Origin of the sequence: aff. Roholtiella sp. LEGE 12411 (genome assembly GCF_015206995.1) — a bacterium.
GTDB lineage: Bacteria > Cyanobacteriota > Cyanobacteriia > Cyanobacteriales > Nostocaceae > Komarekiella.
This window is the reverse complement of record NZ_JADEXR010000068.1, coordinates 17,352-29,360: the sequence shown is the minus strand read 5'-3', so window position 1 is coordinate 29,360 and position 12,009 is coordinate 17,352. Positions and strand designations below refer to the sequence as shown.

12 protein-coding genes are annotated in these 12,009 nt (G+C 42.0%); 6 read left to right on the top strand and 6 right to left on the bottom strand.

Annotated elements, in window-relative coordinates; genetic code table 11:
- Positions 1-210 precede the first annotated feature (210 nt).
- The 5 genes from IQ246_RS16235 to mobV all read right to left on the bottom strand — a co-directional run bounded on the left by IQ246_RS16235 (position 211) and on the right by mobV (position 6,386).
- Positions 211-1,416 (bottom strand): glutathione S-transferase family protein, encoded by a 1,206-nt coding sequence (locus IQ246_RS16235; protein ID WP_194004386.1) that lies wholly within the window; start codon positions 1,414-1,416, stop codon positions 211-213.
- Between the two features lie 233 nt (positions 1,417-1,649).
- Complete coding sequence (locus IQ246_RS16230) at positions 1,650-2,546, bottom strand: DUF4351 domain-containing protein (RefSeq protein ID WP_194004385.1); 897 nt, start codon at positions 2,544-2,546, stop codon at positions 1,650-1,652.
- A gap of 68 nt (positions 2,547-2,614) precedes the next feature.
- Positions 2,615-3,244 (bottom strand): Uma2 family endonuclease, encoded by a 630-nt coding sequence (locus tag IQ246_RS16225; protein ID WP_194004384.1) that lies wholly within the window; start codon positions 3,242-3,244, stop codon positions 2,615-2,617.
- A 53-nt stretch (positions 3,245-3,297) separates the two neighbouring features.
- Positions 3,298-4,500 carry an AIPR family protein gene (locus IQ246_RS16220; RefSeq protein ID WP_194004383.1) on the bottom strand — a complete coding sequence of 401 codons (1,203 nt, stop codon included), beginning with the start codon at positions 4,498-4,500 and terminating at the stop codon, positions 3,298-3,300.
- A gap of 71 nt (positions 4,501-4,571) precedes the next feature.
- Positions 4,572-6,386, bottom strand: coding sequence for a MobV family relaxase (mobV, locus tag IQ246_RS16215; RefSeq protein ID WP_194004382.1), 1,815 nt, complete (start codon positions 6,384-6,386; stop codon positions 4,572-4,574).
- 61 nt (positions 6,387-6,447) lie between these two features.
- Here mobV and IQ246_RS16210 point away from each other — a divergent pair, with 61 nt between their 5' ends.
- From IQ246_RS16210 to IQ246_RS16190, 5 genes are all read left to right on the top strand, one after another.
- A complete protein-coding gene (locus tag IQ246_RS16210; protein ID WP_194004381.1) occupies positions 6,448-6,819 on the top strand; it encodes a four helix bundle protein in 372 nt (123 codons plus the stop codon).
- Positions 6,820-7,172: 353 nt separating this feature from the next.
- Entirely contained in the window at positions 7,173-7,637 is a 465-nt protein-coding gene (locus IQ246_RS16205) for a hypothetical protein (protein WP_194004380.1), read from the top strand.
- Position 7,638: 1 nt separating this feature from the next.
- Entirely contained in the window at positions 7,639-8,874 is a 1,236-nt protein-coding gene (locus IQ246_RS16200) for a hypothetical protein (protein ID WP_194004379.1), read from the top strand.
- 2 nt (positions 8,875-8,876) lie between these two features.
- Positions 8,877-9,251: a hypothetical protein gene (locus tag IQ246_RS16195; protein ID WP_194004378.1), complete on the top strand. Its 375-nt coding sequence runs from the start codon at positions 8,877-8,879 to the stop codon at positions 9,249-9,251.
- 138 nt (positions 9,252-9,389) lie between these two features.
- Positions 9,390-9,749, top strand: coding sequence for a hypothetical protein (locus IQ246_RS16190; RefSeq protein WP_194004377.1), 360 nt, complete (start codon positions 9,390-9,392; stop codon positions 9,747-9,749).
- Here the strand turns inward: IQ246_RS16190 and IQ246_RS16185 are convergent.
- Entirely contained in the window at positions 9,746-10,306 is a 561-nt protein-coding gene (locus tag IQ246_RS16185) for a hypothetical protein (protein WP_194004376.1), read from the bottom strand. The two genes, IQ246_RS16190 and IQ246_RS16185, sit on opposite strands and share 4 nt — an antisense overlap.
- Here IQ246_RS16185 and IQ246_RS16180 point away from each other — a divergent pair.
- A complete protein-coding gene (locus IQ246_RS16180; RefSeq protein WP_194004375.1) occupies positions 10,305-11,915 on the top strand; it encodes an ATP-binding protein in 1,611 nt (536 codons plus the stop codon). The two genes, IQ246_RS16185 and IQ246_RS16180, sit on opposite strands and share 2 nt — an antisense overlap.
- Positions 11,916-12,009: the final 94 nt, after the last annotated feature.

Below are 12,009 nucleotides of genomic sequence, written 5' to 3'. Positions count from 1 at the left end.
TCTCCACAATCGGCTCGGCTGTCGGTGTTGCTGATGGTGAACCTTACTGGAATGGGTATTTGGGGCAATGGCAGGTTTGGGTTAACTTTGCCCACGGGTATAGGTCTGTGGTGTGCGATTGGTTGGTGGTGGGGGTGTAGTTGAAACCAAGATAACTGTTCACTGTTAATTGTTAGAGAAGCACGATCTGCCAGGATGGGTGCCTAAATCCTAGTTTCTGACAAAGTTAGATGGGTCTTGATCTCGTCGATGCTTAGTGGAAATGGGGGCTGGCTGCCCATCGCCCGCAAGATCTGCGATTTTCTCCAGGGATTCCCTCAATCGCTTGGCTGCGTAGATGGACATATCTCGTGGTACATTAATGCGATCACGTAAATATCGTAGAGCGACATCAGACCCCAATGGAGGTACACAATCTTCACCGATCATCATGTGTGTTAAAGCACAACGTAGTGCTTGATCAAACAACTTATCATCTAAAGGGTTGACTCGGATAATATTGATGCGGTGTTCGATAGTTCGTTGAAGAGCTTCCATGCGGGAGTTTTCGGGTTCTGGATAAGTAACGTCTGGTAGCCCAAACCAGGGGCCATTATCCACCCGCGCTTTATTGAGAAGCATCTGGGTTTCGCCATTTTCCCAACAGCCCCCCATCTGGGGCGGCAAATCATGTGCATGGGTGTGAAAGTCGCTTTGGGTTCCACAGTAGGTAGGTCGGCTTTCCATTGCCGCAAACCATGCACTCAAGCGAGGGTTTTCTTCTCGTAGGGAGTAGCCCTTGTAGTAGTAAAGGCTCGCATTCATCCGTTCGAGATATGGTGTAAAAATGACATCGACGATGCCGAAGCCCGATAGAAAGTAAGGGCTTGGGGTGCGACGTAAAGCCTCCTCGACCCTAGCCACCACTGCAATAAATTGTTCTCGGTTGCGTTGTTCTTGTTGAGAGGAACTGGCTCTAGAACACAGCCAAACACACCAGGCTCTAAATAAAAGTCGTTCTAATTGACGTAGAGTCAGCACCGTGCGGTCTTCCATCCCTTGGCTCAATGGAGCAAAAACCTTTTCCAAAGCGATCAAAATGTCATCACTTTCCGTAATAATCCGTCCATCTAGCTCGATCCCAGGGAGCATTCCTGATGGTACCTTACGTTTGTACCAACTTTCTTTCTCCCCATAGCAGAACATTGTCACTTTTTCAATGCGATAGGGGATCTGTTTTTCCTCTAGCCATAACCAAATTTTTTGACAGTAAGGACACCAGGCGTGGTTATCGCGGTACAGCGTTACCCGCACATCAGATTCAGGTTTCCCAAACAAGCGCAACCTTGCTCTAGCGTTGGTGAGACCATTAACGGTATCTATTTGATAGTCCGCGAGGGTTTCTAGTTCTTGCCAGCTTAAGGGTGCGGTAGTCATAGGGTGAGTTGCGTAGGGCAATACTTAGGGCTTTTCTTGACTCTACAATATTTTCAATTACACCAAGGCTTAATTTAACCATCTCAGAGACGGTATTCTCAAAGAAATACGATTTATGTCCACAGTCGCAATAAAATGATGATGGAAACACTTCTATTGCCATTTTAAAAGCCAGGATAAATACCCCAAATACTACCATGCTCTATGGGACAGATATCTAGGTCATGTTATTATTATCGGGCTTGCTGGTTTAACCAAACTTCTAAATCCGCCACAACAGAAAAATCTAATAACGCTTCTCCTAGAATAGACAATTGCTCAATAGATAATCCTCGAACTCCTTCAATCAACGATGCATCAATTTCACCAAGACGACGATTTAGTTGACGTATAATTAAATCCTGTTGTCCTTCTTCTTTTCCTTCAAGTTTTGCTCTTTCACGGTCTTGCTGATAAAGTGGTTCTAATCGCATAATTAACTCTGTATCATCTGATTCTAAATTTTGGTTGATTCTTAAATTTTCGCGTAGGTTGTAAACCAATTCTAGCGTTACTTGCTTGTATGGGTGATCCAATGGTAACGCTGATAATTCCACAATCGCCTGTGACTGTGTACTTCCTCTGCCAAGAATTCTCAACCACAAGGTTTCCGGTGTTTGTGGTAGTTGATGTATGGCTACAATTGCTGTCCGTAGAGCATCACCTAAAAAGTATATCCCTGGTAGCCACTCCGATTTCTGATTAACATTAAAGCTCGATAGTATTGCTGGGGATGCAGTTGGAGTCAGAACCCATAGTTTAGGAATATCTGACTCCTGGAGTCTGGTTTTATTTGCTTTAGCATCTCGTCGCAATCCAGATTTTACTTCTAATAACTTTTGAATACAATCACAGATTTCATCACCAGAAGCTGCATTGCGAAAGGGTTCTAATATTGCCGGAAATTCTGCAAATCTTCCTAGTAGCCCTAACAATTCTAGATTAGAAGTTTGCTGTGCTAATGGAGTAAATAACACATCAATTTCTTTAATCTCTCCTGAGATTTTTGATGATGATTTTACTTCCCCATAAGATTTTAACAGTTCTTCTAGATAATCCTTGGCAAATTCATCATGTACAAATCGAGTCATTCAATTTGGTCTTTTTGAAATTGATTTGATAGCGGGGATTTCAAGTACTTATCCTACTCTTGTTATTGTTAAATCACCCAGTCAAAAATTTGTTGCGCGCTTAGATTCAACTGCAAAAAAGTAGGAGACACTATAAGGTTTGTTTCTCTAAAGGGTGTCATTTGATATTCACCATCAATAAGTTCACAGACAAAAATAGTCGGAAGTTTGGGACTACCAATAAATACACGTCCACCCAACGCTGCATAATCCACAATCCAATATTCAGGTATACCCATAGCTTCATAGTCACGAAGCTTATCGTAATAATCATCCTGCCAGTTGGTTGAGACTACTTCAACTATTAGTTTGACCGAACTAGCATTATGGATAACTGATTCCTTCTTCCAGCGTGTTTCGGTATCAATAGTTTCTTGATTTAAAACAATAATATCCGGTTCGTACCCTGATTTGTCTCGGTATGGTTTAATAATGGATTCTTTCGGTATAGTCCAGATACCGCGCTTACCCATATCTCTAATTGTGATCAGTAATTCTTCAATCAAAAAACCAGCTAAATCAGAATGCTCCCCTTTAGGCTTTGGCATCTCCACAATCACCCCATCATGTAATTCATAACGTACTTCTGAGTTTTCTGGATACCATTCGATAAATTCATCGAAGGTCAGTAGCTTTAGTTCCGATTGTGTTTGACTCATAAAAGTTGCTGGATTTATTTTTACCAATGCACGCAGGAAAATCCCTCGTCCCATTAAGAAGTCAGCGTCAATTCTTGCCGCTTGGCGGAATTGACCATTTTCATTAAGTGCTGATTGAGATAACTTTGCGCTGAGATGTATAAACTTTCCCAAATTTCTTGATTGCGACAGATTCTTGTTCCCACCGTATTCCCTGCTATTTTCTCCGATACCAGGTATTTCCGGTAATAGTTATTCCACAGATGTTGGAGAAAGTCTTCTGAAAACTCCTCGAAAGGAATAATCCAGTTATAATTCTCGTCCAAGAACACCCGATAAGATGCAATTATCGGCAACGCCAGATCAGTTGGCGCACCAAACCCAAACGAGTACTTGCTGTCGAGAAGCAGAGTACTTTTGCGTGTATCGATTGAGGCTAAATCGTTGACGCCCTTTCTTCTGGGGTTGCTAATATGTTCTTGAACGATTTCGTATAGTCTTTGCTCAATCCATAGAGATTTGGGAAGTAGAGGCAGTAAAAGAGTTAATCTTTGCCTTTCCGTGTCTGTGATGTGACTTGGAGTATTAGTACCCGTAGGATGCTTGGTTCTTTTATTGCCGTCGGGGTTATATCTATTTCTGTCGAGGCAATTAATTAATTTGAATAAGTGATTAACATTGCACTGGGCATTTCTAGGAGCGCCGCTTTGGTTCTGGTAATAGGCGACTCGGAATTTTCTGTCCTCCGCTCTTTCCAAAGAAGCTAAATACTGCTTGATGAATTCAAAATCACCTCTGGCGTTGACTTTAGAGCGAGAATCCACTGGCGTAGTGGTATTGGATGCGAGAGCGATATCTTTAGCTGATTCTTCAGAAAGTCCAATGTGAATGGTAACTTGAACTCTGGCAAGGCTCAGGTTGTAATTGTAATTCCTAGCCTGGTCAAAAGCTAGAACTGTGTGACCTCCATTGATAATGCCATCGCTACCACCTTCGGAGGCTTCTAAAATTTCTAGCTCTAATTCAGTTTTATTTTTGTTGGGTTTAACTTTGTTGGCACATAGCACAATTCCACTGTGACGAGAGAAGAATTTTTCGGGTTGAGTCGTCAAAGAGTCAAAGATTTGCCTATATGTCGCACTTCTCTTGTTAGGTTCTCTAATGTTGGGTTCTAGGGGTAAGTCTGTAGGGAAATTGTCAATGTGGGCAGTGGCAATGATGCACTGTGGGTTGGCATTGTAATAGCTGTCTACTTTCAGATTCCAAGTTTTTGGCATAGTTTATGGGAGTGATGAAGCTCAATTTGACTATATTAACGCTTGAACATCGCTGCTTATTCTTTGCAGGTTTAAAGCTCAATGCCTTGCTGAGGAGTGCGTTTCTTCTGTTCAAGCTGCGATCGCCTCTCCAATTCCTCATTCCAGTCGGCAGCTTTAGGTTTTTTTCTCAAAGCACGAAGTAGCATTTGCTTAATAATTCGTGCTGCCTCATCACCAGTTTCCGAATTATCATAAGCCAGTTCTACAGTGGGAATAGTTTTTAGAAACTCCACTGGTAGACTTTGGGGGCTATCGGCAACTAAATACATGGTTATTGTTTGTGGCACTTGCGCTGGTTTTGTCAACTCAATTGTGGAAAGGGAGATGGCATCAATGGGAGATTTACATAAAATCACTCGTTTCACTTCATCAGTTGGTTTAGCTCCCATGCGGAACCAAAACCAGCCCGAAGTTCGCTTAGTTCCTTTCTCGTAACCCATAAAAGTATTATCTTCACCTCGCGTCCCTCGCAAGAATGCCCCTTTAACCTCTTCATCTAACGAACGCATCACAAACACAGCGTTTTGTTGTTCATCAGCATAAATAAACCCCCGTTCCTTAAAAGCCTGAATCAAGTTTGATGGCAATTTCCGCTTATTGGTCAAGTAATGGTGTACCGCCTGCCACTGGGTTTCATCAGCAATCGGCGGTGAGAACTGGGGTACTGGTTCCGAAGCGGCGATCGCCTTCGCCTCAATCTTGGCTTTATGCGCTGCGGCTCTTTCTATACCTGCTTCCCCAAAACGATCATGAAGCCATGCGATCGCGCCTCGAAAGTTACATTTATTGACGTGCATCACCAAATCGATGGAACCGCCACCGCCCTTTTCTTGGGTGGGGTGAAAGTCGTAGAACTTGGAATCACCACTAATACTAATGATATTATCCAGACCACGCCATCGCCGCAATTGTTTAGTATCGCGGTCTAATCCCAACTGCCACGCCACATCTTCTAGGGGTAAGTCTCGCAGCTGGTCTAACTGCTGTCTTGTTAGATAGTTTTCTGTTACTAACTCAACTGCACGTTGTTCTGTCTGTTGACGTGATTTCTGGGCAACTAGAGCATTTTGAGCAGCTCGTTGCGATTTTTGTAGTGTGAATTTTCGATCTGCCAGCTGATAGTTAATTGCTCCAATTGCGGAATCAGCCTTAATGCGCTCAAATAACTGTTGTGCAGTTTCTCCCGCCCTGGGGGCGAGTCGGTCTAATTCCAGCATTAAGGGTTCGCTGTTGACCGCTTGGTAATATTCCTTAACTTTAGTATGTGTCGCCTGACTGCCTTTGATCCCCCGTGAGATGCCCAAGGGTGCTAGTGCCGCAGCGTAGGAGTCCTGGAGTTTAGACATCTTAATGCTGGCTTGTCTGCCATTGCCGCCAAACATCTCCTTGTGAGAGAGTTTTTTGGTGCGGTCATTAATTGGCACGACATAAGCGTGAATGTGGGGTGTCGCTTCATCTAAGTGTAACTCTGCCCGGATGCACTTATCGCCGTAATTCTCCTCTAACCATTTTTTAGAAGCATTGGCAAAATCCCACATTCTTTGCTCATCCCATTCACCTGCTAACGATGGTGAATCAGGGCGAAAGTACTCCGGGGAAGCTGAGAGGAAAATATCACTGCACAGGACTGCATCTTTTCGAGGTGGACTTTTGGTGGCGATCGCTATCTTGGCTTTCACCAATTCTTCTAAAGGTGGTTCCCCCAAATTACCAATCAGTCTAATATTAGTTTTAGTGTGATCGGCATTAGGTGTATCTTGAAGTCGAGCAGTGTGCGCTTCACTGCCACCAACACTACCAAAGGATTTTAGTTTCTCAACGCGCAGAATTGCAAGAACTACCATTTCAAATAGGGTATAGGGTATGGGGTGTAGGGTGTAGGGATTGAAGTGAGAAGGATTAGAGATGAGTAAAACACCGATACAGTCTTATCAGGATTTACAAGTTTGGCAAGAAGGGATGAATTTGGCAGAAAGTTGCTATTTACTAACTAGAAATTTTCCCAAAGAAGAAACTTATGGCATAACAACCCAAATCCGCAGATCAGCTGTATCAATCCCGGCTAATATTGCTGAAGGGTATGGTCGAAAGACAAGAGGAGAGTATATTCAGTTTCTATACATAGCCCAAGGCTCCCTTAAAGAATTAGAAACACACATGATCTTATCTAAACGAGTAAACCTCATAGAAGCTCAAAGCATAGATTCCGTTCTTGCTCAGTGCCAATTAGTTGGTAGATTACTTCAAGGTCTTATTCGTTCTCTTGAGAACAAGTGAAACTTCCCCTACACCCCACACCCTATCCCCTACACCCTGCTCCGATCCCGAAGGGCGAACGACTTTTGCGTTTTGAGCGCAGCGAAAAATGGCGCCAGCCACCCGCAGGGCGCGAAAGTGAAGTGAGTACACCATACATGGTAACTCCTCGGAATTCCCTTTTACCCTGTCGCAAATACACCGCGCCAACACCCCCTCAACACCCCCTGATTCTCTGTTCTTCTCTTGCTCTTAATGTGGCTTTTTCTACTTTTTACACCCCCTCGACACCACACTAACACCCCCTCAACGCCTCCTCAGCACCCTTTTCTTACACTAGTACTTTTTTTGTGTGCTTTAATACTAATGTACTTATGTCTAGTGTTATGGCAGAACAGCATAATGTCGAACTTCCAAAGTTTAAACGCAGTACCGCAACTTGGGAAGGCAAGGTCATTGAATATTTATTAGCCTATCCTTCTGGGAAAACTGCTATTGACCTACTTCTGGAAGGAGCTACTTCTTACTGGGTTGTTGAAGCATTAGAGGGTAAGGTAAGCCCTGAAGAATTTCGTCTTGCTTGTCGCACTGCTTCTGAAAATCTCTCGAAAAAACTGATCTCTATTCAGCAACTGGCTGGATTAAATACAATTGCATCAGTACCAGATTTAACTAAAACAATTCCTGCTCCCGCTCAAAGGACAATTGCAGAAATTCCTCAGCAGCAAGAGGATAATAATGATATCGAAGATAATGATGAAGATGATGACGACTGGGATATGAATCTTCAACCCACTCCTAAAATGATTGCAGCGAATAAAATGCTTCAAAAGGAATAAGATGACAGCTTTAAACCAATCTGATCCGATTAAGCTCGTTTTAACTTGTGACTTGGGCGCTAGTGTTAATAAGGTACTCGCCCAAATTTATCCTGATGGTGTCCCGCAAGTTATTACTCTTTCTCCAGAAGTTGCAGACGTAGAGAAAGAGTCTGTCAAAGGGTTATCCGTAGAAACTTCCGCCCAAAATGCAGCTTGGGTAGGAATAAGCTCGGAATACTATGTTTTAGGTAGCTTGGCTAAAAGTATTTTTGCTGGCACATCTGCGATTCGTGACCTGAAATATCAGTACGCTCTACCAAAGCTAGCTGCTTTAGTATGGTTAGCCTGTCGTCATTTCAACTTACACCAAGCTGATATTTTTGTACATTTACTGCTGCCGTCTGGAGAATCCAAAGATGGCGAACGCTTAGCAAAACAATTGTCTGCTGCTCTTAAACAAGGAATCATCACGCCGACAGGTCGATTGAAGCTAAGACAACGCAATTTCTATGTATCTAATGAGGGTAGTGGTATTCTCTCATATCGTTGTCATACTTTAGGAGATGCTCATTGTTCTCAGAGTATTGGAATGTTGATGTTGGGCTATCGTAACGCTAGTTTTACACTTATTGAAAAGGGGAACCAAAGTAAAGCTGAATCTACAGATTTGGGAATGAATTGGCTAGTCGAACGTTTTGTCAGTCACACTGCCGTTGGATTATCGAAGGATGATTCGCGTTTAACTTCAGCTTTGGTGTTAGCTGCTGCTGGAGAGTTTGATGCACTGCGCTCTTTATCACGTAAAACTAAAGTCAATGAAGTTGAATCTGATTTAACAGCCTTTCAAGAGTCTTTAGATCTTGTGCGTCGAGAATATTGCCGCGCTCTGTTACGGTGGATTAGGAATATTGCTGTTTTCGATGAAGTTCTGATTTGTGGGGGTACTGGAGAATTCGTTCACAAAGAACTTACGGAGTATTTTACCCAAGAACAAATACCTGTTGTCTGGAATGGTGGGGTAAAAATTCCGGCGAATCTAGATACTAAGAACTTAGGAAATAGACTAGCTGATGTTTGGGTTTCTCATCTAAATCATATTGAGATGCTAGATACCAACTTTGGTTACGAACGCTCCTCACCGTTAGTTCCCGAACAAGTGCCTAAACCAGATCCCGAAATTAAAAAAGCGCTTCTTGATACGCGACCCAATCATGACCCTTGGAAAAACTTTTTACCAATGAAAGAAGGTATATAAATATGGATGCTACAGAACAACTGTCCCAAGAAGCAAAACAACAGAGTTTTGATCAAAGGTCTGTAGACATATTCGAGAGTGTTTACCAAGATGCAAGAGTCACAAGCATCAAAAATATGAGTATCATAGACAGCGATCGCATCTTGTCAGTATTGGCCCAAGAACAAGCAACACCCGAATTTATCAGAGGATTTTTGGTTCATGCTTGGCAAGAAGGCATACCTATTGATGTAGTTCAACATATCCTTAATAGCGATCAAGATGGAGATGGGCGTACTTTGGCACAAGAATTATTTACAGACGGGACTGATCCGTTTGAACCAGATGAACCTCAACGAAAGTTTCAAAGCGGGCGCACCAGAGAGTTAGAGCTTTAACTTATTGCAAGACACCTAACTATAGTTAGGTGTTTTAATTAACTAAAGTTAGGCAAAAGATTTGATATTTGTTTAGTGCAAGTTTAGCTAAAAATAGATAAACTTTTGACAGCTTTAAATTTAGAGTTAGAAGTTTGTATGAATAAGATATTAGTGAAGCCTGAAGATAACGTGGCAACTGACAACAAAAATTTATCTATTCATCAGAATCGTAGAGAAAATTTAGAAGCTTTAGTATTTGAGAAGCTTCATTCTGATGAAGACCCAACTCAAGCAATAGCATTTCTCACCTACTTGAAAAATGCAGACCTAGAGAAAGAGCAACGCAGACGATTACAGCAAGAAGTGCAAGAAAAATCGGCGTTTAATTCTTTACAAAGAGTAATGATTACTGCCTTCGCCATCCTGGGGATGATTGCATTTTTCGATAGGGTATTTAATGCTCATGAATTATCTAAAACTGGTGCAATACCATCTGTAGTAGAAAAGCAGCCTTAAAGATACTGCTTTCGATAATTTTGCCGTAACAGATTTTGGGACTTCTTTCGTGTCCATTGCCAGATAGGAGTAAGCGGCTCAACATCTTGAAACAATTTCTGACTCGTAGTGTCATTAGTATATCTGGCAATGAGATTCGCTAAAACACGTAAACAGCGTAGAGGCTGACTCCTGATTTGTTCCTCTGCAAAGCGTAGTACTAGCCAATTGGCATCGACAAAACATTTATTGCGGTAATCATCCATTCCAACGCAGTGAATTTGTTCTCCACTAAAACTAAATGGCTCATCAATCTCTAAGTCTATGTGCAATTTTGTACTTGGTTCCACGACAACAAAATCAGCACTATAAGGGCGGTCATGCCCAGAGGGTAAAAACTGTTGTTGAGACAAAGCACGGACGCCGAAATAATGCTTTAATATTGAGCCGAACTCAAGTTCAGAAGCGCCAAGTCGTGTGGCTCCGCTTGATTCTGAAGGTAGAATCAAAGGCTGAAAATTACCAGCTTTAACAGTATCAGGAACCAGTACTATTGGATAACAAGGGCGAAATTTCATGGCTGATTTAGTTTCACAACTGTTTAATCTTATTAAATTACAACAGACTCTGATTGCGGTTGAATCACCACTGCAAGAGAGGCTAAGGTTTTTGAGTAGCCTTAGCAAAGAATCTGCTAAGGAAAATATTAACTGTTACTTATGGATATTGGAGGATGACCAGATCTATCAATTACAAATTGATGGACAAAATTTAAATCTAGAACAAGTAAAAGAATATAAGACAAATAGCTTCAAGGCTGGGCGTGAAGATTATTTTCAAATCCTGAGATTTTGGAAAACCACTCCTTTACAAGGTATTCTCATCTTGGAAGGGATATTTCCCTGGATTAGTCAGTCCACGGGTGATCCCGATTTTTTCTTAACTTGCGAGTGGATTAAATCTGCGCTGATTAATCTAAAATTCTACAATCGTAACTCAAACAAAATAGCCCTATTACTAGGGGCTAATGCTAGTCTTTCATCAGATATCGCAGCTCTAATTCCCACTATTACCCAAGAACTGCCAACGGTTGTGGAGATTAATACTTACTTGCCAGCAATACTACCTCCCAACCAAAACCAAAGTCAAATTAATGATATAGCCAACGCTGCGGTCGGGATGTATTTAACTGATATTGAGACAGGTGTTCAAACTGCGTTGGTCAATAATAATATTGAGATGGCTTCATTTTCAGCTTACAAAATTGACCTCCTCAGACGAGTTTATAGCATCGAATTTCTACAACCACCAGAACTAGCAGTCGGTGGACTTTCTTTAATGCAAGAGACATTTAAGAAGTACAAGCGTCTGTTGACACCGACGGCTAAGACTTACAACCTACGACTACCTAAAGGAGTTTTACTTGTAGGGCCACCGGGAACCGGTAAAAGTTACTCGGCTAAAGCTTGTTCTCAGATTTTAGGGTTCCCACTGATTATTTTAGAGTGGAGCAATTTTCGTAGTTATGGTAATGAGGCAGAATATAAACTCAAAAAATTGCTGGGACTGGTAGATCGGATTAATCGTGTAATTCTTTACTTAGACGACTTTGATAAAGGATTCGCGGGAGATGACGATCTATCCCGACGACTAGCAGGAATGCTATTGACTTGGATGCAAGAGCGATGTAGCGAAGCAGTAGTAATAGCTTCAGCTAACAATTTAGACTACTTGCCCCCGGAACTTACTAGGGCCGGACGATTTGACGACATCTTCAAAGTAGATTTGCCAAATAATGGAGAACGTCATGAGATATTCAAGATTCACCTTGGACGTTTTGATCAGCGCTTCCTTAATGGAGATATTTTTACAAGGGAAGAATGGCGTCGGCTACTCAAAGAAACACATCGCTGTGTCGGCGCGGAGATTCAAAACATTGTGGAAAGGGCCGCAGCCAACACTTTCTATGCGATGTTTCCTACTGATGTACCGCTAATTAATCAGCCTCCTGTTTTAGAAATTACACTCTCGTCTCTATTAGAAGCAAGGCAGAATATCAATCCTTTGGCCATCAGAGAAGCTGATAAAGTTGAGAGAATGCGAAACAAAGCTTCTTTACAGGGATTACCATCTAGCCCGGTTGATGACTCAGTTTACAGCAATGGCAATATCAATATCTTTAGTTGATTATGTTTCCCTTCAAGATTCAAAACCTTGCAAAAATACTTTTCACAAAAGAGGGTAAAAGGGCAAAGGGTAAAGGTGCTATATTTTTCCCTTT

Bases quoted from the DNA above. Each gene is read 5' to 3' on its own strand.
- IQ246_RS16200 (WP_194004379.1), top strand. From the start codon at position 7,639: ATGACAGCTTTAAACCAATCTGATCCGATTAAGCTCGTTTTAACTTGT.
- IQ246_RS16205 (WP_194004380.1), top strand. From the start codon at position 7,173: ATGTCTAGTGTTATGGCAGAACAGCATAATGTCGAACTTCCAAAGTTT.
- IQ246_RS16230 (WP_194004385.1), bottom strand. From the start codon at position 2,546: ATGACTCGATTTGTACATGATGAATTTGCCAAGGATTATCTAGAAGAA.
- IQ246_RS16185 (WP_194004376.1), bottom strand. From the start codon at position 10,306: ATGAAATTTCGCCCTTGTTATCCAATAGTACTGGTTCCTGATACTGTT.
- IQ246_RS16210 (WP_194004381.1), top strand. From the start codon at position 6,448: ATGAGTAAAACACCGATACAGTCTTATCAGGATTTACAAGTTTGGCAA.
- IQ246_RS16235 (WP_194004386.1), bottom strand. From the start codon at position 1,416: ATGACTACCGCACCCTTAAGCTGGCAAGAACTAGAAACCCTCGCGGAC.
- mobV (WP_194004382.1), bottom strand. From the start codon at position 6,386: ATGGTAGTTCTTGCAATTCTGCGCGTTGAGAAACTAAAATCCTTTGGT.
- IQ246_RS16195 (WP_194004378.1), top strand. From the start codon at position 8,877: ATGGATGCTACAGAACAACTGTCCCAAGAAGCAAAACAACAGAGTTTT.
- IQ246_RS16180 (WP_194004375.1), top strand. From the start codon at position 10,305: ATGGCTGATTTAGTTTCACAACTGTTTAATCTTATTAAATTACAACAG.
- IQ246_RS16220 (WP_194004383.1), bottom strand. From the start codon at position 4,500: ATGCCAAAAACTTGGAATCTGAAAGTAGACAGCTATTACAATGCCAAC.
- IQ246_RS16225 (WP_194004384.1), bottom strand. From the start codon at position 3,244: ATGAGTCAAACACAATCGGAACTAAAGCTACTGACCTTCGATGAATTT.
- IQ246_RS16190 (WP_194004377.1), top strand. From the start codon at position 9,390: ATGAATAAGATATTAGTGAAGCCTGAAGATAACGTGGCAACTGACAAC.